The organism is Hydrogenoanaerobacterium saccharovorans (assembly GCF_016901815.1).
GTDB lineage: Bacteria > Bacillota > Clostridia > Oscillospirales > Ruminococcaceae > Avimicrobium > Avimicrobium caecorum.
This window is the reverse complement of record NZ_JACSNR010000002.1, coordinates 218953-244567: the sequence shown is the minus strand read 5'-3', so window position 1 is coordinate 244567 and position 25615 is coordinate 218953. Positions and strand designations below refer to the sequence as shown.

Annotated in this window: 25 protein-coding genes and 1 pseudogene; 18 read left to right on the top strand and 8 right to left on the bottom strand. The window is 57.3% G+C overall.

Annotation, left to right across the window (positions count from 1 at the left end):
* Positions 1-65 precede the first annotated feature (65 nt).
* On the top strand, positions 66-1235 hold the full coding sequence (dnaJ, locus tag H9X81_RS03485; RefSeq protein ID WP_204719856.1) for a molecular chaperone DnaJ: 1170 nt from the start codon (positions 66-68) through the stop codon (positions 1233-1235).
* Positions 1236-1309: 74 nt separating this feature from the next.
* On the opposite strand, the gene H9X81_RS03480 is transcribed toward dnaJ, so the two are convergent.
* The 3 genes from H9X81_RS03480 to H9X81_RS03470 all read right to left on the bottom strand — a co-directional run bounded on the left by H9X81_RS03480 (position 1310) and on the right by H9X81_RS03470 (position 3394).
* Positions 1310-2008 carry a hypothetical protein gene (locus tag H9X81_RS03480; protein ID WP_204719854.1) on the bottom strand — a complete coding sequence of 233 codons (699 nt, stop codon included), beginning with the start codon at positions 2006-2008 and terminating at the stop codon, positions 1310-1312.
* Between the two features lie 25 nt (positions 2009-2033).
* Entirely contained in the window at positions 2034-2708 is a 675-nt protein-coding gene (locus H9X81_RS03475) for a hypothetical protein (protein WP_204719852.1), read from the bottom strand.
* A 104-nt stretch (positions 2709-2812) separates the two neighbouring features.
* Complete coding sequence (locus H9X81_RS03470) at positions 2813-3394, bottom strand: hypothetical protein (RefSeq protein ID WP_204719850.1); 582 nt, start codon at positions 3392-3394, stop codon at positions 2813-2815.
* A gap of 146 nt (positions 3395-3540) precedes the next feature.
* Between H9X81_RS03470 and prmA the strand changes: the two genes are divergently transcribed.
* The 7 genes from prmA to H9X81_RS03435 are packed head-to-tail and all read left to right on the top strand — an operon-like array spanning position 3541 to position 8800.
* Positions 3541-4464, top strand: coding sequence for a 50S ribosomal protein L11 methyltransferase (gene prmA / locus H9X81_RS03465; RefSeq protein ID WP_204719848.1), 924 nt, complete (start codon positions 3541-3543; stop codon positions 4462-4464).
* Between the two features lie 4 nt (positions 4465-4468).
* Positions 4469-5194 (top strand): 16S rRNA (uracil(1498)-N(3))-methyltransferase, encoded by a 726-nt coding sequence (locus H9X81_RS03460; RefSeq protein ID WP_204719846.1) that lies wholly within the window; start codon positions 4469-4471, stop codon positions 5192-5194.
* A 26-nt stretch (positions 5195-5220) separates the two neighbouring features.
* Positions 5221-5877: an HAD hydrolase-like protein gene (locus tag H9X81_RS03455; RefSeq protein WP_204719844.1), complete on the top strand. Its 657-nt coding sequence runs from the start codon at positions 5221-5223 to the stop codon at positions 5875-5877.
* 3 nt (positions 5878-5880) lie between these two features.
* Positions 5881-6432 (top strand): hypothetical protein, encoded by a 552-nt coding sequence (locus H9X81_RS03450; RefSeq protein ID WP_204719842.1) that lies wholly within the window; start codon positions 5881-5883, stop codon positions 6430-6432.
* A gap of 1 nt (position 6433) precedes the next feature.
* Entirely contained in the window at positions 6434-7120 is a 687-nt protein-coding gene (locus tag H9X81_RS03445; protein WP_177504108.1) for a response regulator transcription factor, read from the top strand.
* Between the two features lie 19 nt (positions 7121-7139).
* Positions 7140-8444: a PAS domain-containing sensor histidine kinase gene (locus H9X81_RS03440; RefSeq protein ID WP_204719840.1), complete on the top strand. Its 1305-nt coding sequence runs from the start codon at positions 7140-7142 to the stop codon at positions 8442-8444.
* Complete coding sequence (locus H9X81_RS03435; RefSeq protein ID WP_177504112.1) at positions 8441-8800, top strand: hypothetical protein; 360 nt, start codon at positions 8441-8443, stop codon at positions 8798-8800. Before H9X81_RS03440 ends, H9X81_RS03435 begins: the two co-directional genes overlap by 4 nt.
* 95 nt (positions 8801-8895) lie before the next feature.
* On the opposite strand, the gene spoIID is transcribed toward H9X81_RS03435, so the two are convergent.
* On the bottom strand, positions 8896-9969 hold the full coding sequence (gene spoIID / locus H9X81_RS03430) for a stage II sporulation protein D (RefSeq protein WP_204719837.1): 1074 nt from the start codon (positions 9967-9969) through the stop codon (positions 8896-8898).
* A 253-nt stretch (positions 9970-10222) separates the two neighbouring features.
* Here spoIID and H9X81_RS03425 point away from each other — a divergent pair, with 253 nt between their 5' ends.
* The 10 genes from H9X81_RS03425 (at position 10223) to H9X81_RS03380 (ending at position 21126) form a co-directional block, all read left to right on the top strand.
* Positions 10223-11707 (top strand): DUF1846 domain-containing protein, encoded by a 1485-nt coding sequence (locus H9X81_RS03425; RefSeq protein ID WP_204719835.1) that lies wholly within the window; start codon positions 10223-10225, stop codon positions 11705-11707.
* A 147-nt stretch (positions 11708-11854) separates the two neighbouring features.
* Positions 11855-12970, top strand: coding sequence for an aldo/keto reductase (locus tag H9X81_RS03420; protein ID WP_204719833.1), 1116 nt, complete (start codon positions 11855-11857; stop codon positions 12968-12970).
* A gap of 340 nt (positions 12971-13310) precedes the next feature.
* Positions 13311-14336: a hypothetical protein gene (locus H9X81_RS03415; RefSeq protein WP_204719830.1), complete on the top strand. Its 1026-nt coding sequence runs from the start codon at positions 13311-13313 to the stop codon at positions 14334-14336.
* Between the two features lie 285 nt (positions 14337-14621).
* A complete protein-coding gene (locus tag H9X81_RS03410) occupies positions 14622-15215 on the top strand; it encodes a pentapeptide repeat-containing protein (RefSeq protein ID WP_204719828.1) in 594 nt (197 codons plus the stop codon).
* 12 nt (positions 15216-15227) lie between these two features.
* A complete protein-coding gene (locus H9X81_RS03405; RefSeq protein WP_204719825.1) occupies positions 15228-16199 on the top strand; it encodes a hypothetical protein in 972 nt (323 codons plus the stop codon).
* A 143-nt stretch (positions 16200-16342) separates the two neighbouring features.
* Positions 16343-17572, top strand: coding sequence for a hypothetical protein (locus H9X81_RS03400; RefSeq protein ID WP_204719823.1), 1230 nt, complete (start codon positions 16343-16345; stop codon positions 17570-17572).
* Positions 17573-18049: 477 nt separating this feature from the next.
* The gene (locus H9X81_RS03395) at positions 18050-18958 is read left to right on the top strand and encodes a hypothetical protein (RefSeq protein ID WP_204719821.1); all 909 of its coding nucleotides are present in this window, start codon (positions 18050-18052) and stop codon (positions 18956-18958) included.
* A gap of 190 nt (positions 18959-19148) precedes the next feature.
* A complete protein-coding gene (locus H9X81_RS03390; protein ID WP_204719819.1) occupies positions 19149-19646 on the top strand; it encodes a hypothetical protein in 498 nt (165 codons plus the stop codon).
* Positions 19646-20077 (top strand): hypothetical protein, encoded by a 432-nt coding sequence (locus H9X81_RS03385; RefSeq protein ID WP_204719817.1) that lies wholly within the window; start codon positions 19646-19648, stop codon positions 20075-20077. The genes H9X81_RS03390 and H9X81_RS03385 overlap by 1 nt, the downstream gene beginning before the upstream one ends.
* A gap of 20 nt (positions 20078-20097) precedes the next feature.
* Positions 20098-21126, top strand: coding sequence for a hypothetical protein (locus tag H9X81_RS03380; protein WP_204719815.1), 1029 nt, complete (start codon positions 20098-20100; stop codon positions 21124-21126).
* Positions 21127-21203: 77 nt separating this feature from the next.
* On the opposite strand, the gene ppk1 is transcribed toward H9X81_RS03380, so the two are convergent.
* The 4 genes and pseudogenes from ppk1 to pyrB form a co-directional block, all read right to left on the bottom strand.
* Positions 21204-23312 carry a polyphosphate kinase 1 gene (gene ppk1, locus H9X81_RS03375; protein ID WP_204719813.1) on the bottom strand — a complete coding sequence of 703 codons (2109 nt, stop codon included), beginning with the start codon at positions 23310-23312 and terminating at the stop codon, positions 21204-21206.
* On the bottom strand, positions 23282-24217 hold the full coding sequence (locus H9X81_RS03370; protein ID WP_204719811.1) for a phosphatase: 936 nt from the start codon (positions 24215-24217) through the stop codon (positions 23282-23284). The genes ppk1 and H9X81_RS03370 overlap by 31 nt, the downstream gene beginning before the upstream one ends.
* Before the next feature lie 185 nt (positions 24218-24402).
* Entirely contained in the window at positions 24403-24558 is a 156-nt protein-coding gene (locus H9X81_RS11760; protein ID WP_345941521.1) for a hypothetical protein, read from the bottom strand.
* A gap of 15 nt (positions 24559-24573) precedes the next feature.
* Positions 24574-25485, bottom strand: a pseudogene (gene pyrB / locus H9X81_RS03365) (aspartate carbamoyltransferase); the annotation flags it as partial.
* Positions 25486-25615: the final 130 nt, after the last annotated feature.

Here is a 25615-nt window from a genome sequence, read left to right as displayed (position 1 = left end):
CGGAATCTCAGGCAGTACCAGACAGCACAGCTGATGGTCTGGAGCCTGGAAGGGGGAGTACGAGTTTGGCTGAGAAACGAGATTACTATGAGGTGCTTGGCGTATCGCGTCAGGCCACCGATGATGAAATAAAGAAGGCATATCGCACCCTGGCCAAGAAGTATCACCCGGATCTCAACCCGGGGGACAAGGAGGCCGAGGCCAAGTTCAAGGAGGCCGGTGAAGCATACGAGGTGCTTTCCAACGCGGAAAAGCGCCGCCGGTATGATCAGTTCGGCTTTGCCGGTGTAGACCCGAGTTACACGGCAGGAGCCGGCGGCTATGGCGGTGCCGGTGGTGCCCAGGGCTTCGGCTTTGACGACATCGGCGATATCTTCGAGAGCTTCTTCGGAGGCGGCGGATTCAGCGGGTTCGGCGGAAGCACCCGTACCCGGAACCCCAATGCCCCCATCAAGGGCTCCAATGTGGAGATCACCATTCCGCTGTCCTTTATGGAAGCGGTCAAGGGCTGCCAGAAGACCATCACCATCAAGCGTCTGGAAGTCTGCTCCGACTGCGGCGGCACCGGCGCCGAAAAGGGTTCGGCTGTGGAAACCTGTCCCGACTGTCATGGCAGCGGTCAGGTAACAGTACAGCAGCGTACTCCCTTTGGCGTCATGCAGACAGTCCGCACCTGTCCGCACTGCGGCGGTAAGGGCAAGATCATCAAGAACCCCTGCAAGAAGTGCGGCGGCAAGGGCCGTGTCCGTGTCACCCGGAAGCTGGATATCAATATCCCCGCCGGTATCGACGACGGTCAGACCTTCCTGGTACGGGGTCAGGGCGACCATGGCATCAACAATGGTCCTGCCGGTGATGTGGCAGTCACTGTCACTGTCCGGCCTGATCCGCTGTTTGAGCGTGACGGCTTCAACATCTGGTGCGAAGTGCCCATCACCTATACCCAGGCCGTGCTGGGCGATGAGATCACCGTTCCCACTGTGGACGGCAAGGTCAGCTATACCGTGCCGGAAGGCACCCAGTCGGGTACTGTATTCCGTCTGCGGAACAAGGGCGTGAGCTATGTCAACGGCGGCGGTCGGGGCGACCAGTATGTCAAGGTGAGCATCGAAGTGCCCAAGAACCTCTCGAGCAAGCAGAAGGAATTGCTTAAGGAGTTCGATAAGCTCTCCAGCGATAAGAACTTCGAAAAGCGCAAGGGCTTCTTTGATAAGCTCAAGGATATGTTTGACTGAGTGCTTTGCTCAGCATGAAAAACCCCTCCGGACAGAGATTGTCCGGAGGGGTTTTGTTTTGCTTCGGAGCGGTTTTACCAGTCCATCTGTTCAAGAGCTTCGTTCAGATCGATGGTAAAGGAGAGGTAGGGCTCCCGGGTAGCTTCGATCTGCTCAGCGGTGGCCAGGGCATTCTCGGCGTTCTTCCGGATGGTATCGTTGAAGCCGAACCCGATTTCAGTTTCTGTCTCCTGCACTTCCGCGGTATAGAGTGTCACTTCGATGCGGTTTTCACCGCCCAGCATCTTGCTGAGACTGGTCAGAGTCCTCTGCAGCGATCCATTTGTATGCATCCGTCCGGTGTTTCCGTTTCCCACCAGATCCAGATCCCGGAAATCGGGATTGTCCTCGTCCAGCAGGAGCAGAAGCTGGGGCTCTGCCTCGGTGCCGCAGATGCCGTACCAGGCCTGTACGGTTTCATCACCGGTGTCCACCGGGTACATGGCGCTGCGCAGCACTTCGCCGCCGGTGATCTCCTCCGGGGCAAGGCAGGCCGTGACGATGCCATAGCCCTCCCCGTCGGCATAGAGCCCGATGCGCATATCGGTGGTTTCAGCAAAGGGATTGAAGTCTTCGATGTAGTCCAGGCCGGTGCTCTCCAGCAGGCTGTCCAGCTGACGGTAGTGCTGGATCTGCCGCTCCTGCCGCATCTGATCCTTGACCATGGAAAGGATTATAAAGGCGCCCAGAAAGACCATCACCGAGAGCATCAGGGCTTGTTTGAATTTGCTCATCTGTATTGCCTCCTCCTGTGTGCAGTCACCAGCCGGTCCGGGCCAGGGCTTCGGTCAGGTCGATGGAAAACTGGAGATAGAGCTGTTTGTTTTTATTCAGTTCTTCAGAAGCAGTGAGCACATCCGGAGCCATATTTTCCACCATATTGAATCCGGGTTTAATCTCAAAATCCACTCCCTCTGCCGCAAAGAGGGATACAGTCAGGCGATTTTCATTGTCCACCAGGCCATTGAGATCGGTCAGCATGGTATCTACGAAAATATCCTGTATATAGGACATGGAGCGGTGATCAGCTCCATCCAGTTCTATGGAGCGACAGAGCGGATCATCTTCATCCAGATAGAGCAGCAGCTGCGGCTCCTGCGCATTGCCGCAGATCCCGTACCAGAGCCGTACACTTTCCGCTCCGGTTTCAGCAGGGTACATGGGTGTATAGAGAAGTTCGCCTTCGCCCTGATCCGGCAGGCAGGCGGTTGCAATGCTATAACCATCACCATCTTCATAGATGCCGATGATCATGTCGTTTCCCTCAGAACCGGCTATTTCAGTGCGGAGGTAATCATAGCCGGTACTCTTATACAGCTCATTGAGCTTTTGAGTGTGCTGATGCTGTATCTCCTGTTTGATCAGCGGAATCGTCACATAGGCTCCCAGCAGAAGCAAAACGGCGAGCAGCAATCCCTGTTTGAGTTTTTTCATCGTTTGGCCCTCCTTTTTCTGGTGTTTCCTGATTTTAGTGTATCACTGTATTGATACAGTGTCAAGGCAAAAAACAGGCAGCCCCAAAGCTGCCTGTGAAGATGCTATTCCAGTTCTGCCAGCGCCTCGGTGAGATCCAGCGGGATCTCACAGTAGGGGGATTTTGGCTGAAGACCCTGCTTGAGATCGACATCAGCCAGGGTTACAGTCAGGCGGTTTTCGCTGTCCAGCAGACCCTCCAGGGGTTCGGTCATCCACTCCACCGGCTCTCCGAGGGAGTTGGTCAGTTCCAGGGAGCGCTCCTCTCCCGAAACACCCAGGGAACGGCAGGTGGGTTCTGTCTCGGTCAGCTGCAGGGCCAGCCAGGGCTCCTCCGGCGAACCATACACCCCGTACCACAGCTGAATCCCGTCACTGCCGGTTTCAGCCTGCCGCATGGGCTGGTCGGTGATCACCGGGTCCTGCTGTCCCTTCACTGTCCGGACCGAGGTGAGGAACCACCCTTCGCCATCGGTATACAGACCGGTAGTCAGTTCCGAACCGGAGGCCACATAGGAAAAGCTGTGTCCGGTCTGGTCCAGCACTTCGCCGAGATGGACTTCCCCTTCGGAGATGGAGTCGGGGTTTGCATTGGTACAGCCTGCCAGCATCACGCAGCAGAGCCATGCCAGGATCAGTCGTTTCATACAGGTTCCCTCCTTGGTTAGTTATACCTAATTCTATCATGGGCGCTCTTTGCAAATCAAGCCAATACTTGTGAACTTTCTGTTTTTTTGCTATGATAATACTATCTATAGTTTTTGTAAAAGTTCTGTAAGCTGGGAGGTTCATTATGGACTGGACTGAGATCAATATTGAAATTTCTGCCGATCAGGTGGACGAAGCAGCTGCCATCGCCCAGATGGTAGTGCCCTATGGCATCTATATCGAGGATTATTCCGATCTGCGCACCGAAGCGCCGAAAATTGCCCATATCGACCTGATCGATGAGGAGCTGCTCCAGAAGGACGTGACCAAGGCGCTGATTCACATCTACATCAGCCCGGACGATAACCCCGCCGAAGCCATTGCCTTCCTGCGGGAGAAGTACACTGCCGCCGGCATTGCCAATTCCATCTCCACCACAGCGGTGAAGCAGGAGGAGTGGGCCACTGCCTGGAAGCAGTATTATCACCCCCAGAAGCTGGGCAATCGCCTGGTGGTCTGCCCGTCCTGGGAGGAGTATGAAAAGCAGCCTGAAGAGGTCATCATCACCCTGGACCCGGGTATGGCTTTCGGTACCGGCAGTCATGACACCACCCGGCTCTGCCTGGAATTCCTGGAGGAGCACTGCGCCCCGGGCAAGCAGGTGCTGGATGTGGGCAGCGGCAGCGGTATTCTGGCGATTTCGTCGGTGCTGCTGGGCTGTGACAGGGCTGTGGGCGTGGAGATCGATCCCACAGCAGTACGGGTGGCAGAGGAGAACAGCGCCATCAACCACACCGATGACCGGGTACAGTTCATCTGCGGCGACCTGGTGCAGAAGGTGGAGGGCGTCTATGACATTGTCTGCGCCAACATTGTTGCCGATGTGATCATCCAGCTGCTGCCCAATGTGGGCCGCTTCATGGCAGAGGACGCTGTGCTCATCACCTCGGGCATCATTGACGAGCGGGAGGCCGATGTCCAGGCCGCTCTGGCTCAGAACGGCTTTGCAGTGCTGCGCCGCCGGGAATCCGCCGGCTGGGTAGCCCTGGAATGCGCAAAGGAGAAGTGACAGTATGCCGCGGTTTTTCTGTGACGCCATAGCGGGCGGCAAGGCGGTCATCACCGGGGAGGACGCTGCCCATATCGCCCGGAGCCTGCGGATGCAGCCCGGCGAGCGTCTGACCCTCTCGGACGGGCAGGGCACCGATTTTGACTGTGTGCTGGATCTGGTCACACCCCAGGAGGTATTTCTCACCGTGCTGGAGAGCTATCCCTGCCGCACCGAGCCCAGTGTCTATGTACGGCTCTACATGGCGATGCCCAAGGCTGAAAAGCTGGAGCTTATCGTCCAGAAGGCAGTGGAACTGGGCGTGGGGGAGATCATACCGGTGCTCACCCGGCGGTGCGTGTCCCGCCCCGACCCCAAGAGCTTTGAGAAGAAGCGGGTGCGTCTTGCCCGCATTGCCGCCGAGGCCGCCAAGCAGAGCGGACGGGGCCGCGTTCCCCAGGTGCGGGAGATGATGGACCTGCGCCCGGCTTTAGAGGAGATGGCAGCCCGTCCCGGCGCCATGCTGTTCTATGAGCGCAGCACGGCTCCCATGCGGGAGGTGCTGGACCGGATCGAAGGGGAGGCCTCCCTGCTCATCGGCGCCGAGGGCGGATTTGATGAGAGCGAGGTGGAACTGGCGCTTTCGATGGGAATCCCGTCACTGACGCTGGGCCCCCGTATCCTGCGGTGTGAAACCGCACCCATGGCAGCTTTGTCGGTGCTGATGTACCATACCGGCAATATGAACTGATTCTGAAATTATGAGGTGACAGCCCCATGAAACCCTATACCCATATCCTGTTCGACCTGGACGGGACCATCACCGATCCCGCAGAAGGGATCACCACCTGCGTGCGCCATGCGCTGCACTGTCAGGGCATTGAAGAGGAAAACTACCAGAACCTCTGCCGTATGATCGGACCGCCGCTGGCAGAGGGCTTCCGGGATTTCTATGATATGGACGAGGAACACGCCTGGCAGGCAGTCCGGGACTTCCGGGAACTGTTTGCCAGGATCGGTGTGGAGAAGAATATCCCCTATCCCGGCATGAAGGAGGCGCTGCTGCGGCTCCGGGACGCCGGCAAGGTGCTGTGCGTTGCCACCAGCAAGCCGGAACCGTTCGCCCGGGCCATTGCCGACCGGTTCGGCCTGGCAGAGTGCTTTGACTTTGTGGGCGGCGCATCGCTGGACGATACCCGCACCAAAAAGGCAGCGGTAATCGAATATGTGCTGGCATCGGTGGGTTCGCCGAAGCCGGAACAGGTGCTGATGGTGGGTGACCGCCGGCATGATGTGGAGGGCGCGGCTGCCTTCGGCATCGACTGTGTGGGCGTGCTCTACGGCTATGGCAGCCGGGAGGAGCTCACCGCCGCCGGAGCCTGTTTCCTGGCAGAACAGCCCGCGGACATTGCGGACTATGTGCTGGGAAAGTAAGCCATGGCAGTACAGGAGAGCCTTCGTCCCCAGCCGGTAAAAACAACCGACCAGCGGCGTCCGGTGCGCCAGGCGCTGGCAGCCACGGCAGCTTCGCTGGGCCTGCTGGCGGGGGTCGTGGCGGCAGGGGCAGCCCTGTCGGGGACCTGGTCGGTATCGGCAGCCTGGAACCGGGCGGTGGCGACAGTCACAGCCCTGCCGGAATACCGGGTGGCGCTGAGCCTCTTTGAGGACGGCAGCAGCGCGGATTTTGCCCGGGATCTTCTGGCGGCGGAACTGGATTCTGCCGCCGTGGGGGAGAGCCTGTTTTTCCTGCCGGTCCGGGACCTGCTGGAAACCGCAGCGGCCTTTGAGGGGGTCGGTGTAGAAGGGGTCACCCTGGTGGAAGGCGGATTCATGGCCTGGATCAGCGGCGGGGAAGAGGCAGTCCGGCAGACAGCCGAACGGCTCCGGCAGATGGCTGCCTATGGGGAAGTGCGGCTGGAAGCCGACCCGGAAGACCCTGGTATCACCCGGCTCTATTGCCTGACAGCCGGAGCGGAAGAGGAGGAATGACATGAGCAGTCGGATCTATGCGGCAGAAGACGACGACAATATCCGGGAGATCCTGCGGTGTACGCTGGAATCCTACGGCTATGAGGTAGAGGTGTTTGAATCGGCGGCGCCCATGCTGGAGCGGATGCGCCAGCAGCTGCCCGACCTGGTGCTGATGGACATCATGATGCCGGAGATGGACGGCATGGAGGCGCTGCGCCGCATGAAGGAGAGTGCCCAGACCCGGGAAGTACCGGTGATCTTCCTGACCGCCAAGTCCAGTGAGGTGGATAAGGTGCGGGGGCTGGATCTCGGCGCCGAGGACTATATCACCAAGCCCTTCGGCCTGCTGGAACTGGCGGCCCGGGTGCGGGCGGCGCTGCGGCGTCAGCCGGCGGAACACCGGCAGCACCGGCTCACCGGCGGGGATCTGGTCATCGACCTGGATAACCATGAGGTCACCCAGAGCGGACGGCATCTGGATCTCACCCTCAAGGAATATGAGCTGCTGCGCATCCTGCTCTCCAACAGCAGCCGGGTTGTGCCCCGGGACGAACTGCTCGGGGAGATCTGGGGCTTTGACTTTGTGGGCGAGACCCGCACCCTGGATATGCATATCAAAACCCTCCGGGCCAAGCTCCATGACGATGTGGAGAATCCCCGGTATATCAAGACCATCCGGTCGGTGGGGTACAAGTTTATCGGCTGATGAATGAGGCGATGATGGTATGGATTGGAATATGCTGATCATTCTGCTGGGCGGCATGCTGCTGGGAGCCGGCGGCATGGGGCTGTTTCTGCGCCGCCGTCCGCCCCGGGAACAGCAGTATGCCCGGGATATGGCAATGCTGGCGGAGCGTCTGGAACAGCTTCCGGCGGATGGGGAACACCCCTTTGTGACCATGCCCTGTCAGGGGGATACAGCCCGGGTGGCAGCGGGGATCGAAAAACTGGCAGATGAACTCTCTGCCACCCGGCAGCGGGTGGAGAAGGAGCGCCGCAAGGCATATTATATTCTGGACAACATGGACAGCGGCCTGCTCCTGGTGGACGGCAGCTTTGTGATCCGTCAGTGCAATGCCTCGGCCTATAAGTATCTCACCGGGTGTGAGGAACTGGTGGGCGCTCCCCTGTCGGAGGCCTGTGACGATGAGGGGCTCCGCAAGGCGGTGCGCAATGCCATCACCAATGAGGTATCCACCGTGCTGGATCTGGACCTCACCGCCCGGACCGGCACCATCGTATCCGCCCGGGTCACACCGGCGGTGGGATCGCTTTTCGATGCCGAAAACCAGATCTCGGCTGTGATCGTCCTCACCAATGTCACCCAGTCCCGGCAGATGGAGGCACAGCGCCGGGAATTCATCGCCAATATCTCCCACGAGCTGAAAACCCCCATTACCTCCATTCTGGGCTTCACCGAGCTGATGACCTCCGGCGTAGTCACCGATCCCATCCAGAAGGCACAGTATCTGGAGCGCATCGGGGAGGAGGGACGGCGGATGTCCAACCTCATTGACGATATTCTGCGTCTGTCCAGCCTGGAATCCAAACAGGCCGAGGAGGTCTGGGAACGGGTGGATCTCCGGGGTCTGTGTGAGGACATCTTCCGGTCGCTGGAACCCATCATGAAGAAGCGGGGAATCACCGGGGAGATCTTCGGGGCAGCCCATTACTATGCCTATCCCGATGATATGCGCCAGCTGCTCAAGAACCTGATGGAAAACGCCGTCAAGTACAACCGGGAAAACGGACGGGTGACAGTGCGGATCTCGCCGGACGCCTATCAGTGTGTGATCTCGGTGGTGGATACCGGTATCGGAATCCCGCTGGAGCATCAGTCCCGGGTGTTTGAACGGTTCTACCGGGTGGACAAGGGACGCAGCAAGCGGGAGGGCGGCACTGGTCTGGGCCTTTCCATTGTCAAGCATATCACAGCCAAATATGCCGGTCAGATCACGCTGGTTTCCCGTCCGGACGAGGGCACCAGCATCCGGGTGACACTGCCGGTTACTGAGGAGGGACGAAGATGAGCGAAACCAAAGCAGCGGAACTGCGCACCTACACCTATGAGGAACTTGCCGGACATGATGTCTATGAGCTGGCTCATTCCGGCTGGACCGGGGAGGTCTACTGGAGTGAGGATTCCCTCTATCTCACCGATGATGACGATGGCCTTCCCATGCTGCTGCCTCTGTTCTATGAGGGGCCGATCCCGGATTTCCGGTGGGATGCCCCCAACTGCATCTCCCTCTATGACTGGGCGGAGATCCGGCAGGAGGCACTGGACAAGGACGCCGCCTGTTTTGAGCGGCTGTTCCGGGAGATCGATGCCTGGCTCACCGAAGAGGACCGCCAGGCCGGGTGTTTCTGGATTCTGGGCATCTGAGCCCGCCGCATAAAAAAGAGCCGCCGGACACGGCAGACGGGAAGAGCTTCCCGGTCGGGTCCGACGGCTTTTTTCTGTATTTTTGGGGGAGCGGGTCAGTCCAGGACAGCCAGTTCCACGCCGGTGTAGTAATGGGTGAGGATCTCCTTGAAGTCCGCCCCCTGCCGGGCCATATAGTCGGCGCCGTACTGGCTCAGCCCCACCCCGTGCCCATAGCCCTGGGTGTGGATGGTGAAGAGATCCTCGGCGCTGTCATAGCTGATGGCAAAGCTGGCAGAGCGCAGGTCCAGCGCCGCCCGCACCTCCTTGCCGGTGACAGTGAGGTTGCCCACCTTGATGTCCATGATGTAGCCCGATTCGGTATAGCTCACCGGCGAGAGCCACAGGGCGGGATTGTCCCCCAGCACCAGTCCGTCAAAGGCGGCGGTGAGCAGGGCACGCATCTCGGCGGAGGTAAAGGTCACCTCGGCTTCGGCGGCGGGAGCTATCAGGTCCCCCTCCGACTCCACCGGCACCAGGTAGGGGACTGAGGCCTGCCAGACATTCTCCGCTGACTCGGTGACCCCGATGCTGCAGGAGTGGTAGACCGCCTGGATGGGTTCCCCGTCATAGAGCAGCACATAGTCCATGACGCTGTCGGCTGCGGTGGTGATCTTGTCCCAGTATTCGTCTGCCATATTGTCATAGGTGGCTTTGATGTCCTCAGCCCGGGCATAACCTTTGAGATGGTCGGGGTCGGCGGAGAAGTCCGCTCCCTTCAGGGCCGGGTCGGGATTCTCCCGCTGGGTCAGGGCACAGTGCAGAGCCCAGGTATGGGCTGCCACTGCCTGGGCTTTCATCGCCTCGGCATGGAAGGTAGCGGGCAGTTCCGCTGCCACCGCTCCCCGGACATAGTCCCGCACCGAGACTGTTTCCACCTGCCCGGTGGCAGAGTTGAGGATTTTGAACTCGGTGATGTCCAGAGGGCTGTCCGCCGGGAGCATGACCTCCTCGGCCTGGGAAGCCCGGGAGGACGGAACAGATTCCCCGATCCAGCCGAGATCCTCCTCATCGGCGGACTGGGGGGCAAAGGAGGGCAGGGACAGGGCCGGGAATTTCCCCAGAGCCAGAGGCGGCAGCAGCAGAGCCGCCAGCAGAAAGACAAGAACCGGCAGGATTCGTTGACGCATACAGCAGCACCTCCAAAAATTTCGTAAAAATATTGGGAAACTTTGAGTATACAAACCCGGCGCAGGTGTGGTATAATCTTAAATTGTGATTTTGAAAACTGTGATGGTTCATTCACAGATTGAAACGAGAAAATACGGTGCCTGTGGGCGGGTGGATCTGTCTTAAAGATTATAGCCTCCCACAGGCATCTCTTTTTGCAGAAACCAGTCGCACAGCAGGGCAGGTCAGCACAGGGAAAGGCGGAGATCGGCAGTGAAAATCGGATTTGACAACGAAAAATACCTCAAAATGCAGTCGGAACACATCAAGGAGCGGATCGCTCAGTTCGGCGGCAAGCTCTATCTGGAATTCGGCGGCAAGCTGTTTGACGATTTCCATGCTTCCCGGGTACTGCCCGGTTTTGCCCCCGACAGCAAGGTGAAGATGCTTCTCCAGCTCAGGGATCAGGCAGAGATCGTCATCGCCGTCAATGCCGGTGACCTGGAAAAGAACAAGGTCCGGGGGGACCTGGGCATCACCTACGATCTGGAAGTGCTGCGTCTGATCGATGCCTTCCGGTCCATCGGACTGTATGTGGGCAGTGTGGTCATCACCCAGGATCAGGGTCAGGCCGCTGCTGATGCCTTCAAAAAGCGTCTGGAAACCCTGGGTGTGCCGGTGTTCCTGCACTATCCCATCGCAGGCTATCCTGCCAATATCCCGCTGATCGTCAGCGATGAGGGCTATGGACGCAATGACTACATCATCACCAGCCGTCCGCTGGTGGTTGTAACTGCCCCCGGCCCGGGCAGCGGCAAGATGGCAACCTGTCTGTCCCAGCTCTACCATGAGCACCGCCGGGGCATCAAGGCCGGTTATGCCAAGTTTGAAACCTTCCCCATCTGGAACCTGCCCCTGAACCATCCGGTGAACCTGGCCTATGAAGCTGCCACCGCCGATCTGCAGGATGTGAACATGATCGACCCCTATCATCTGGAGGCCTATGGCGTCACCACCGTCAACTACAACCGTGATGTGGAGGTATTCCCGGTGCTGCGGGCCATGTTCGAGCGCATCCTCGGCGAGAGCCCCTACCAGTCCCCCACCGACATGGGCGTCAATATGGCGGGCAACTGCATCTTTGATGATGAGGCGGTGAGTGATGCTTCCCGCCGGGAGATCGTGCGCCGGTACTATCAGGCCATGTGTGACCTGCGCACCGGTCGGGGCGAAGAGAGCGCCGTTGCCAAGATCGAACTGCTGATGAACAAGGCGGAGATCACCGTGGACATCAATCCCACCGTGGCTGCCAGCCTGCGCAAGGCAGAGGAGACCGGCATGCCGGCAGTTGCCATTGAGCTGCCGGACGGACAGGTCATCACCGGCAAGACCTCATCGCTGCTGGGCGCATCGTCGGCAGCCCTGCTCAATGCCCTCAAGGTACTGGCTGGCCTGGACGACAGTCTGCATCTCATTGCGCCGGAGGTCATCGAACCCATCCAGCACCTCAAGATATCGCATCTGGGCAACCACAATCCCCGGCTCCACACCGATGAGACCCTCATTGCCCTGTCCATCAGTGCGGTGACCGATCCCAATGCGGAACGGGCGATGGAACATCTGGCAGAACTCTCGGGCTGTGATGCACATTCCACTGTGATCCTCTCCCAGGTGGACACCGATGTGTTCCGTAAGCTGGGCGTGAATATGTCCTGCGAGCCTCGCTATCAGACCAAGAAACTCTACCACAAGCGGTAAGCTGCTGATCCGGGACTGTCCCCTCTGAAGGGACAGTCCCGGTTTGTTATACCCGGGTAAAATTTCACCGGGATATTTGCAATTTTTACGCTTTCATTGTAAAATAAAAACTGTCAGAAAACGGGTAATCCGAAGGAGGTTTTTCTCATGAAAAAACTTGGTTTTGGCTGCATGCGGCTGCCGGTGCTCGATCCGGGCGATGTCACCACCATTGATATGCCGCAGTTTGAAAAGATGGTGGATACCTTCCTGGAGCGTGGGTTCACCTACTTTGATACCGCCTATGTTTACCACAGTGTCACCAGTGAAAAGGCTGTACGGGAAGCACTGGTCAAGCGTCACCCCCGGGACAGCTTCACCCTGGCTACCAAGCTGCCGCTCATTAAGCTGGGGGAAGCTGCGGATATGGACAAGTACTTTGCCGAACAGCTGGAAAACTGCGGTGTAGAGTTCTTTGATTACTTCCTGCTGCACAATATCAATTCCGGTACCTGGCCCACTGTCCAGAAGCTGGATGCCTTTGGCTGGCTGCGCAAGCAGAAGGCTGACGGCAAGGTTGTGAATATGGGCTTCTCCTTCCATGACAGCGCTGATCTGCTGGAAGAGATCCTCACCCAGAATCCGGATATGGACTTTGTACAGCTGCAGATCAACTATCTGGACTGGGAGAATTCCACCATTCAGTCCCGCCGCTGCTATGAAGTTGCCACCAAGCATGGCATTCCGGTAATGGTTATGGAGCCCATCAAGGGCGGTACCCTGGCCAATGTCTGCGAAAAGGCTGAGAAGATGTTCAAGGACCATGAGCCGGAGCTGTCGGTTGCCAGCTGGGCGATCCGGTATGCAGCCAGCCTGCCCAATGTCAAGGTAGTGCTGAGCGGTATGTCCAATATGGATCAGCTGCTGGACAACACTGCCTATATGGCAGATTTCAAGCCTCTCACCGAGGAGGAGCAGGAGATTGTACGCAAGGCTGCGGATGCCATCAATGAATCCATTGCCATTCCCTGTACTGCCTGCCGTTACTGTGTGGATGGCTGTCCCAAGCATATTGCCATTCCCGAGTACTTCACTCTGTACAACAACATCAAGCAGTCCATCAACAAGGGCTTTGCGATCCAGACCCTCTACTATTCGAATCTTGCCAAGACTCATGGCAAGGCTTCGGAGTGCATTGCCTGCCGCAAGTGTGAGAAGAGCTGCCCGCAGCATCTCACCATCGTGGACTACCTCAAGGAAGTTGCCTCTGTTTTTGAGCAGTAAGACAGCAGACTGCAAAGTTTGGAAAGAGCCGTCCCATCCGGGACGGCTCTTTTTACTGCCCGCAGAAGAGTTTTCCACCGGAAACTTTCCACAGAGTGCAAAAGTCCGGAAAGGCTGAAACCAGACAAAAACGGACGATTTTTTGTGAAAATACGCCAAAGAAACACCGAAAACGCCGCAATAAACTGGCATAAATCTATAGAATTACAAATCGGTTACAAAAAGATTGCAAAAACCGGTTGACAAAGTGCGGGGGGGGGGTATAATAACATCACAACGGCAGGGCTGTGTGGAGAGCGGCCCGAAGTTGAAAACAAAAATTTTATGGAGGAAAAGAAACATGAAGAAGATTTTTGCTCTTGCTCTGGCTGCTCTGATGACAGCTGGCATGACCACTGTTGCCTTCGCTGCTACTACTGCTGAAGTTAACCTGGCTAAGGACACAGATACCAGCATGTTCGTAGATGACAACGATGATGGCAAGTTCGCTTCCGGCGAAGAGAGATATGAAGTACAGGCTGGTCAGGCTGTAACCTTCTCCAAGCCCGATGGCGGCAAGAAGGTGGCTCTGCCCCTGTATGATAAGAATGGCACAGCTATCGACGATAAGGATGCCATTAAGGGCTACAAGGTTAAGGCTGATTGGAAGGTTGGCGATCTGGATGAGAAGCCTGTTATCGAGCTGGTAAAGATTGATAACAACTACATCTATGCTGTAACCTTCACTCTGCCTGAGGCTGCTGATGTTAAGGCTACCGACCTGGCTGGTGAGATCTCCGTTTACAAGAACAGCTCTGATCTGAAGGATACCAACGCCAACAAGGATTACATCACCGTAAAGATCGGTGGTGACTACGGCTACGCCGAAGACACTCTGTATGGTTGGGGTGACCTCAAGGATGCTGAGATCGTTGTCTTCAAGACTGCTCTGACTGGCGGTACTGGCCTGGAAGGCGAAGAGACTCTGACCTTCGGCGACTTCGAGTTCGAGGTTGACGTTACTGGCCAGGGCAAGCTGAACCTGAAGAACAATGTGGACTTCAACAAGGAGTTCGCTGCTATGTACGACTACGCCAACATCGACTTCATCACCTTCGAGAAGGAGCCTACCTTCAACAAGAACGGTACTGCTTACATCTACGCTGACGAGGATGCTTATATCTACGAAGTAACTGCTGATGGCGCTAAGGAAATCAAGGGTCTGAAGTGGGACGAGGACTACGAGGCCTGGACCTTCAAGACCAGAACTCTGAAGAGCTACGCTATCTCTGATGTAGAGCTGACCGAGAAGACCGCTACCGAGGATAAGGACGATGCTTCCAGCACCACCGATGGCGGCAAGAAGAACCCCGACACTGGTAGATAAATCCTGACGGATTTATCCATATACTGACTGGCAAGTGTCTTACTTTGATCAGTCAGGAGAGCGATCAGGCTTGATGCTCTCCAACCTATTTCATCATGCCTGATGCTGCATTTCCATCCTGGAAACACAAATGCAAAAGATCCGCTGTGGGATTTCCCCGGCGGGTCTTTTTTTATCCCATCGGCATGTACTTCCCGGGACTGTTCATAAAATTTGTATTGTATCTGCCCGCCCATTCCGATATACTGAAATCAGGAATCTGTTTCTGAAAAAGGGGGCACGGGTATGGAACCACTCCTGCAGGAAACCCTGCAGAGCCGGGATTTTTCCGGAGAGGATCTTCTGAAGATCCAGGCAGAACACTGTCGGTTTGTTTCCTGTATTTTCGAGGACGCCCTTCTGGAACACTGCCGGTTTTCCGAGTGTGTGTTCCGGTTCTGTGAGTTTTCCGGAACCATGCTGCGCCAGTGCGAGCTGACCAGCTGCACCTTTGAGCACTGCCGTTTTTTTGCCAGTGATCTGGCGGACTGTAAAATGCTGGGCAGTGTGTTCCGGGACTGTACCGTGACAGCCCTGCATATTTCCGGCGGCAACTGGGCTTATACAGCCCTGCGGCAGATGGATCTCAGCCATAATGATCTGTCGGGCGTGCGGCTGGATGGAGCGGATCTCTCCGGCTGTGATCTCCAGGACTGCGATTTTACCAGCTGCAGCATGCGGGAAGCGGTTCTGGCAGAGGCGGATCTGCGGGGTGCCGATCTCCGGGGAGCGGATCTCTGGGGGGTGGACCTGCGCTCCGCACGCATCCATCAAACCCGGATTGATCTCACAGAAGCAGTGCGTCTGGCAGAACAGTCCGGCTATCTGGTAGAAGTATAGGAGGTAATGTCTATGAATAAAAAGCGTTTTCTCACCCTGCTGCTGGCAGGAGTCCTGTCCCTTGGTCTGACCGCCTGCAGCGGCGGGGACGAGCGCGGCAGTTCGTCCACCGGGGACCAGAGCTCTTCCAGCACAGCGGAGGAACCTTCTTCCGGAACAGAGAACAGCAGCAAGGTGGAAGGGTTCACACTGGATACCCCCACCACAGCCGATGAAGCAGCGGAGTATTTCAAACAGGCGCTGCTTGCCGGAAATGTGGACGCGATCCAGAAGGTGACCAGCTGCGCCTATGAGGACTGGGACGATGTGACCTTTGACAGCATCGAATATCAGACCATTGCCCAGGACCCGGTCAGCTCCCGGTATCAGTTCACCTTCACTGTGAGCCAGAGCGATTGCGAAACCTTCCCCACCGGCACCTATGAGCGCATTGTGGAGGTCACCAATGTGACCGACTATTCGGAAACCCCGGTGGTGACCATGCTCTATGACAAGAGCTGGAATTACTATGAGCTGTTCCCCTATGATATGGAGCAGCCGGGCTATGGTGTATACAGCCAGATGAAGCGGTTTGTGGACTTCATGGGGAATATGACATTTTCTTCCCCGTCGGAGCTCACCGAGGAGCAGATGGTGGAGTATGCCATGGTGACCATTTTTGACGATTACAACGGGGAGCGGGAGCTCTATTCGGTGGACGAAGTGAGCAAGATGGTAGAGACCCTCTTTGGCGTGAGCGGTGTGGATGCCTCCAAGACCAAGTTCTATAACGAGGAAGAGGGCGGCTGTGAGATGCTGGGCCGCGGCGGTATGTGGTATTATACCTGGACCAGTCCGGCTGTACAGGATGCCTCCACCGGACGCTATACCCTGGACATCACCTTCTATTCCGACCCGCTGCGCACGATCAAGGAGAAGAGCATGCGCTATACTCTGGAACCGAATGGCGATCATTATAAGTTCATCAGCGCAGTGGAGATCTGAGCAGGCTGAAAGGCAAAATATTCCGGTTTGGAATCCGGAAAAACGCTTTATTTTTCAGCATGAATAGTATATAATTGTTTCAGTACCCTGAAGATGCTTTCTTTATGGAAAGGAATATCACAGAAATTCTGGAGGGAAAAAGTATGAAACGATTTGCAGCAATGATGCTGGCGGCACTGTTGGCCGCAAGTTCGACAACAGTTGCATTTGCCGCAAAGAATTATGATTATATCGGGTTCGGCGGCTGGGTAACGCTCGACTATGACGCCATGGATGGCGGCAATGTTCTGGTACCGGGCAACACCTACACCTTCCCGATCCTGGACGGCAGCAGCAGTTTCAATGAAGAGTCGGCTGACATCTGGAGCATTACCGCTTCGGAATATGTGCCGCTGGACGATGAGGGAAAGCGCGGCACCGAGAAGTTTTCCTCGGTGAGTGTGGATAAGGGTTCGGACGGCAACTACTACCTGACAGTGAAGGTAAAGCAGAACCGGGATACCTACTACTCGGAGCAGGAGGCCTATATCCTGCTGAAGGTCAAGGAAAAGGGCCTTTCCAGCGAGGATAAGGAGATCAACAAATCCATGGCGGATGAGCTTGAGGCCAACACCTACGCATTTTCCCGCTATGCCGGCCTGCCCTCCGATGTGGATGTAAGCCTGCGCAACCTGCAGAAGTATTCTGCGGAATCCCCGGTTGATTTCAGTGATGGCTTTATTGACGGCCTGAACCGGAATGAAGTGGATGAAACTGACGGCGATGACACGACCCTGAAGCTCAAGTCCGAGGACCGTGTGACCTACACCACCATCTCGGTAGAGGAATTTGAGATTGCTTCCACCGACTATGATGTCATAGACGACGATGAGTATGATGTGGATAACTCGATGCCTCTGGTAATGGCAGGCGGCGATGTATCCAAGTCGAACCTTTCCTTCGGCAATACCGCAGAGTATCTGGCAAAGTTCTCCTCTTCCAAGGAGAAGCCCTACAACCTGTCCTACTCCACTGTTACCAACTCGGATGTAGCAGGCGCCAACCCCAATGCGGATCTGGTCTGCATCTCCTTCCCGGGCACCCCGATGTTCGCTGCCAACTCCTATCTGGTCATCAAGGATAAGGATATGAAGTACCTCTATGAGGTGGATGGCGATGAACTGATCGAGCTGAAAACCACTACACAGGATGGCTATCTGGCATACCGGACTGACCGTCTGACCAGCTATATCGCTTCGGACCGCCCGCTGAAGAATGCGGTTTCCTCTTCGGATAAGGAGACCAGCTCTTCTTCGTCCAGCAGCTCCTCCTCGAGCAGCACTACTTCCGGCGGCAGCACATCCAGCAAGCCGAACCCGGATACTGGTCGATAAATTGCGGAGCAATTTATCGACGCAGCGAATTTGGCACTGATGTGCCAAATATCGTGGAATGACGCGAATCAGCCCTGGCTTTGCTGAAGCGGGGCGACGCAGCGAATTTGGCACTGATGTGCCAAATGTCGTGGAATGACGCGAATCAGCCCTGGCTTTGCGGAAGCGGGGCGACACGGCGAATTTGGCATTAACATGGCAAATGTCGCGAAAGTGTCATTGAAAGGCCTTTGCTTTGCCAAGACCTCCGGCATAAGTTCAGAATGATCCAGGCAGGACTTCCTTTTGGAAGTCCTGCTTTTTTATTTTCCCATGGAATGGCGAATTTTTATGGCATGAAAATGATTACAAAATGGTAACAACATTCTATTGAGCCGGCCCGGCTGCTCCGGTATAATGGACTCATCGGGCAGATCGCCCGGAATATGCAAGGAACGCCGGGTCAGCCCGGCAGCAACATAAGGGAGGAAATCGAAGATGAGAGAGAAGAAGATGCTGCGCCGGACTGCTGCCGGTATGATTGCCGCCGTGCTGATGGCTGGCGGGATCAGCACAGTGTATGCCGCAGAGACCCCGGGACTGTCCCTGGGGAACGATGGAGCGGTGGCGGCGGAAATCAGTCTGCTGCAGCCGGACAGCACCTATTACTTCCCGGTGCAGTACACCCGGGAAGATGGCCGTCTGGTGCAGGTGCGTGCTTCAGAAGCAGATGCGCTGGAGCTGGAAGTGCGTTCGGGCGAGGCACTGGACGGGGCGGAGATCCGCACCTGGAACGGACGGTGCTATGTGCGTCTGGAAACCGCCGGGGATATCCGGGACGGCGAACGCTACACCACCGAGCTCACCCTGCGGTATGACCGGGGCGGGGACGAGGAGACACTGGACTTCGCTGTCACAGCGGGTCTGCGTGCGGCGAGCCTTTCGTCGGTACAGGCCGGGGAACCCATTCCGGTCAGAACCTATATGCCCCTTTACACCGTAGCTCAGCAGATGGAACTGGCCCGGCTGAACCTCTGGCGTCCGGTGACCTTTGTGGGAGAGGGCTGGAGCTTTACCGGCACCCTCACTGCCAAGGGGACAGTGGATTTCTCGGTGACCCGGGAGAGCATTCCGGCAGTGGAACGGTACCTGGACGGCGCACCGGCAGCCTATCTGGGCTTCCCGGGCGGCGGCAACTTTGAAAACGGAAAGCTGACCATCGACCTCAGTCAGCTCCGGGAGGAATTTGACGGCACTGTCTATGCTTACCGGTACCTCTATGGGCGGCTCTACCGGATTCCGTCCAGCTATGATGCCGAAGCGAATACCATCACCCTGTCGGTGACCAACCTGGGACGGTATGTCCTCACCGATGAGAAGATCCCCGAAGCCACCATCGTGGACTGATTTTCACTGCAAATAAAAAACACCCCTGTGGGAACCCGGTTCCTTACAGGGGTGTTTTTGCGTGAAGATGATTTATCGCTTTATCACAAAAATAGATTGAAATGTATGCGGGTTTGTCAATAGTTGCCAGTGCCCGGGTGTGTTATAATTAGTATATAGAATTCTTGCGGAAACAGGGAGGAGAAACCAAATGGGAGGAATGGAAGCCTGCATCGATGTCCGGCGGGAAATACGGGTCCTGGCCTGGGTCGCCGGTGCGGGAGTACTGCTGGCAGTGATGTTCCAGTTCTATCCGCATGGCCCGCAGCTGGGGACAGATCTGCTCAGTCTGGGGTATCTGTTCGGGCGCTGGATGTGCGCGGTGGAAGCTGTGGCACTGGTGCGGCAGGTGGGCCACATGGACCGCCTGGCAAAGAAACTGTCCGGCCTGGACGGCTATCTGCTCACCGAGCAGCTCAGGGCTGTGGAACGGGTACGGAGGGACGGCGCCATCTGTCTGCGGGCAGCGGTATTCGGGCTCTATCCACTGGTGTTCCTGGGGATCGAGTTCCTGGCCTTCCACAGCCTGAGATCCCTTGCCGGTTATCTGCTCAGCCTGGGGTTCTATCTCTGCTATGAGGCGGCACAGCTGCGGTTTCGCCGGGAACTCCGAGGACTCATGAACGCTCTGGAAGGAGGCGGATTCTGATGGAACAGCAAATTCGGGAACAGATCGCCCATCTGCAGAGGGAATCCCGCTTCCTGCGGAATCTGGCAGGCGGGATTCTTCTTTACTCGATTGTGACTTCCAGCTTTCTGAAAGTTCAGTTCCTGTCGCCGCTGGGATTCCTCTTCGCCGTTTTCCTCTATCTCAGTGCCCGGGATATTTATAAGGACGCCGATGCCCAGCAGCCGGAAAACTGGAGCAGTCCGGAACAGTTCCTGGAGGTCAGCCGGCAGATCCGGGAGGAAAGCGTCTGGAAGCTCCACACACGACTGATCCTGCTGCTTACCTTTTATGTGATCGATATGATCAGCTACCCCACCGTCGTTCTGGCAGTCAATATGGCAGTGACGCTGGCACTCTGTGCCCTGTATGAGTGGGGACTGCGCCGGTTTGAAAAACGCACCGGCATCTGAAAAAACAAGGAGGGGATTTGATGAGTCAAATGGAACTGCGTTCGGTACCTGCCCTGAAAAAAGAGATCATCCGCCTGGCACTGGCTGCTGCGGTGCAGCTTCTGTTTGCCCTCTGGTTTTATGCCTTCTGCTGCGGCCTGGTGAGCCTGGGGCCGCTGCGTCTCCCCTATGGAGTAAAGGGATATGAATTCGGCGGCATGGTCTGCGTGCTCACCGCCTTTATGCCAGTGCGGACGGTGTGGAACCTCAACGAGGCGGTGGACGAGGCCAAAAAGCACGAGCCCCTGGACTTTGACGCCCTGCTTCCCCGGATGGCGGAGATCTGCCGCAAGGCGCTCCGGGAGCTCTCCAGAGCCCTGGTGTTGATCCCGCTCCTCTTCCTGGTGGAGTGGATGCAGGCCGGCACCCTCAACTCCATTCCCATGGCAGTGGTCTATGCCCTGCTGATCCTGATGGACTTTCTCCTGTTCCGGCGATTCCTTACCCTGCTGCAGACCCCGTTCCGGAATGGGGACAGAGCGGCGGAGGGTACAGCACCAGACGGCAATCCGCTTCTCCGGAGCCGGGAACAGACCGATGATCTCCGCTCCCTCCAGAACGGCGCCCGGAACTTTATGATTCTGGGGGCTGTGGAGGCGGCTGCAGTGGCAGTTCCCTTGCTGCGCGCGGGCTTTGAGTTCAAGATGGTTACGCTGAAGCCCACAATCCTGGCCAATGTCCTGACGCTGCTGCTCTGCTTCCTGCTGGGTGTGAGTATGATCCTGGATGGGTGGAAGATGTTCCGGTGCGCCGGGACCCTGAATGCGGACGATGGGAGAGAGCTGCTCCGGCAGAAGCTGGGAGACCTGGCGGCACTGATGAAGACGGCCCGGGAACAGCTCATGATGACGACGCTCCTCTCCCCGGTGATGCTGCTGGCGGATATGTACAAGAGCGAGTCGGCGGCGGCGCTGCCCTGGTTCGGGCTGGCGGTGGTATACTACCTGCTGTTTGAGCTGCTCTGGCGGCGGTATAAAAAACAGGTGGATCAGGTGATGGCAGAGGTCTGACCGCCTATGGCAAACAAAAAAACGGCATGGATTTCCATGCCGTTTTTTGTTGCGGAGCAATCCGGTTACAGGGCTAATCAGCGGTGGAACAGCTTGCCGAACCGATCCAGGAAGGTCTGTTTCGGCGGTTCGTAGGCCGGGAACTCCGGCAGATGTTCCATGAAATACTCCTGGGAGGAGAGAGGCGGACGGTCCACCTGGGTGGCGTCCACATATTCGCCGCTGGGCAGCAGCCGGCGGGCCTTGACATTATCCGAGAGCAGCACTTCCAGGTAGTGGGAGAGCCACTGCTTGAGATCGGGGTCCTCCACCGGACAGGCGATCTCCACCCGGCGGTTCTGGTTGCGGGTCATGATGTCCGCCGAGGAGATATAGAGCTGCCGGAGTTCGCCATCGCCGAAGCAGTATACCCGGGAGTGTTCCAGGAAGCGTCCTACAATGCTGGTGATGGTGATGTTTTCGGTCTTGCCGGGGATTCCCGGCAGCAGGCAGCAGATGCCCCGGACGATGAGTTCCACCCGGACCCCTGCCTGGGACGCCTGGGCGAGCTTGTCGATGAGTTCCCGCTCGGTGACCGAATTGACCTTGATGATGATATGTCCCTTCTGACCCCGGGCGATTTCCCCGTCGATCATGCGCAGCAGATGGTCCTTCATGGTGAAAGGAGCCACCAGCAGCTTCTGATAACTGCTGTACAGGTCGCCCATGAGCATATTCTGGAAGAAGTTTACAGCGTCTTCGGCAATGACCGGGTCGGCGGTGAGCAGCGCAAAGTCGGTGTAGAGGGCAGCGGTCTTTTCGTTGAAGTTGCCGGTGCCGATCTGGGTGACATAACTCAGCCGTCCGTTCTTTTCCCGGCGGGTGATCAGGCAGATCTTGGAGTGGCATTTGTAGCCCTCGATGCCGTACAGCACCCGGCAGCCGGCTTCCTCCAGTTCCTTGGCCCATTCGATGTTGTTCTCCTCATCGAACCGTGCCCGGAGTTCCACCAGCACAGTGACCGACTTGCCGTTTTCCGCCGCGGTACACAGATGCTTTGCCACAGCGGAGTTGCCTGCCAGCCGGTAGATGGTCATCTGGATGGACAGCACCTGGGGGTCATTGGCAGCTTCCCGGAGCAGGCCCAGGAAGGGCTGCATCGACTGATAGGGATAGAAGAGCAGGGTATCCCGCTGCTGGATCTGGGGCCAGAGGGGATAGTCCTTGGAGAGATAGTCGGGATAGGCCGGGGTATATTCCGCATAGTAGAGGGAGCGGTCGCACTTGTCCAGCTGATAGGCATACTTGAGCACCAGCGGACAGGAACAGGTATAGGTCTGCTGGGAAGTGAGCTTGAGCTTCTGTTCCAGCAGCTTGCGGATCTCAGGGGCATCGCCCTGCATTTCCAGCCGCACCGGAGCCAGACGGCCCCGCTTGCGCAGCGCCTTGACCATGTAGTCCCGGAGATCCTCGCCCTCTTCGTCATAGAGCCCGGCTTCGGCATAGTTGATGTCGGCGTTCCGGGTCACCGAAACAACACACTGCTCGGTGATGTGATAGGCCTTGAAGATCTTCCGCAGCTGGGAGAGGATCACTTCCTCAGTGCGGACATACTGGGCATTCTCCCCGGGCAGCAGGATAATGGGCGGCAGGGATTCAGGTACTTCCACGATGCCCAGCAGGGTGCGGTCCCGTCCCGAGAGCATGGCGGCAGCATAGAGCCCCTTGTTCCGGAGATGGGGGAAGGGGTGGCTGCGGTCGATGATCTGGGGGGAGAGCAGCGGGAAGATCCGGTCCTGGTACCGGTCCTGGATATAGGTGCGGTTCTTGCCCTCCAGTTCCTCGGGCTTCCATTCCCGGACACCCTTGTTCTTCAGCTCGGCAGAGATCTCGGCAAAGGCGGCGTCCCGGTAGCGGATCAGCGGACGCACCGCTTCATAGATGGCTTCCAGCTGCTGCTGGGGGGTCAGACCGCTCTTGCTGTCGGTCTGTTTGGGGAAGGTGAGCTTCAGGTCGGTGAGGCTTCCCACCCGCACCATGAAGAATTCATCCAGGTTGCTTGTGAAGATGGAGAGGAACCGCAGGCGTTCCAGCAGCGGGACATGGGGGTCCATCGCCTCATCCATGACCCGGGCATTGAACTTGAGCCAGCTCAGTTCCCGGTTCTGGGTATAGCTTAAATCCCAGGTTTTATCAGTTTTTGACACAGATATCCCTCCCTGACGCCGTAACGGCTGATGTAGAGCTGTTCCTTGCAGAGCTTATGGGTGACAGTGGTCATGACGATCACGCCGGGCAGAATGGTATGCACCCGGTCGGGACAGTTTTTGAGGATCAGTTTCCGGGCGGTATTCTTCCGGTCCAGCAGCATGGCGGCAGTACGGTCCAGTTCTGCCACAGTGAGCAGACGGTTGCTCTCCGGCTTTTCCAGATACTGATTGGCGATTTTCAGCACAGCCCGGGCAGTGCCGCCGATGCCGCAGATAAAGGGCGAGGGCTTCTTGGGCAGATCAGCCGTGCGCAGCTTCTTGCGCACGGCCGAGGTGAGCTCGTCAATCTCAGGACGGCTGGGCCACAGCTCGGACACATAGCGGTTGTAGAGGTTCAGTGAGCCGATGTCCAGGCTCTGGGCGGATACGATCTTGCCGTTCTCCAGCCGGACGATCTCGGTACTGCCGCCGCCGATGTCAAAGACAGCGCCGCCTGCCAGCGGACAGGTGAGCATGGCGCCGATGCAGCCATAGCGGGCTTCCAGTTCACCCGAGAGCACCTCCACTTCCAGACCGGTATTCTCCCGGATGGCGGCGAGGACTTCCTCGGTATTGCGGATATTGCGCAGGGAAGCGGTGGCAAATACATGCACCGGCACCGGGCCGAACTGAGCCAGCAGCCGCTGGAAGCCCCGGAGCACGGAACAGGCCACCTCAATGCCCTCCCGGGTGAGTGAACCGGAACGGATATAGTTGACCAGGCCGGCCATGCGTTTTTCCGAGAACAGCGCCTGGAAACCGCCCTGTTCCTGTACATCATAGAGTGTCATGCGGATGGTGTTGGAGCCGAGGTCCACCACAGCAAAATTGATCTGCGGTTCGGCAGTTCTGGTAAGTTCCATAGTTTTGTAATCCCTCATTTTCTTTGTTCATTGTATCGGCAGCGGATGTCCGACAGGATATATTTGTGTTAAATATGGGTAAAATGGGAAGATACTGTCAAATCCCGGCGAATGGCGCAGAAAAACGCAAAACTCCGCAGAGGGAGTGCCGCTGCGGAGTTTCCTGCAATCATGGGAAGATGGAATTAGGCATCATGCTCGCAGTAGAAGCACTTGCAATGAGCATGGGTATCATCAGTATAGATAAATCTCTGCTTGAGACCGGTTTCGATGGTGGTAATGCAGGCCGGATTCTTGCAGACCGGAGGCTCGGGAACACAATCAGGTTCCTCGGCACGCACCGGAGCCAGCTGGTTCTTGACACCCAGCAGGGTGAGGATCAGGGCCATACGCACATACATGCCAAACTTTACCTGCTTGAAGTAGCAGGCCCGGGGATCATTGTCCACTTCGGGAGTGATCTCATTGACACGGGGCAGCGGATGCAGCACGATCATATCCGGCTTTGCCAGAGCCATCTTGGCGGGGTCGAGGACATAGACATCCTTCAGGCGCTCATATTCCGCCATATCCAGGAACCGCTCCTGCTGGATGCGGGTCATGTACAGCACATCCAGTTCGCCGATGACCTCCTCCAGGCTGCGTACCTCCCGGTAGTCCTGATGGCTGGGCTCCAGCACTTCGGTGATGATGTGACGGGGGATCTGCAGCTCCTCCGGGGAGATGAAGATGAAGCGCACGCCCTCATACCGGGACAGAGCCTTGGCCAGCGAGTGAACGGTGCGTCCGTACTTGAGGTCGCCGCAGAGACCGATGGTGAAGCCCGAGAGCTTGCCCTTGAGGGAGCGGATGGTCAGCAGGTCGGTGAGGGTCTGGGTGGGGTGCTGATGACCGCCGTCACCGGCATTGATGATCGGAACAGGAGAATACATCGAAGCCACCCGGGGAGCGCCTTCCTTGTTGTGACGCATGGCAATGATGTCGGCATAGCTGCCCACTACCCGGACAGTATCCGCTACGGTTTCGCCCTTGCTCACCGAGGAGCTGGATGCGGAGGAGAAGCCCTCCACCTTGCCGCCCAGACGGAGCATAGCCGCCTCAAAGCTCAGGCGGGTACGGGTGCTGGGCTCATAGAACAGGGTAGCCAGGATCTTGCCGCGGCAGCATTCCGCATAGGCAGCGGGGTCCCGGATGATGTCGTCAGCCAGGTTCAGAACCCGGTCGATCTCAGCTACACTCAGGTCGGTGGAATCAATCAGATGACGCATAGATAAGTTTCTCCCTTCGTTTTACGGTGTTTGCGGCGGGAAAATAAAAATGGCAGACCCAGGTTGTGCACAGGGACTGCCGTTTGACTGCTTGAGCGGCCGATGCTTCCCCGCAAGTGAAGAAACATGG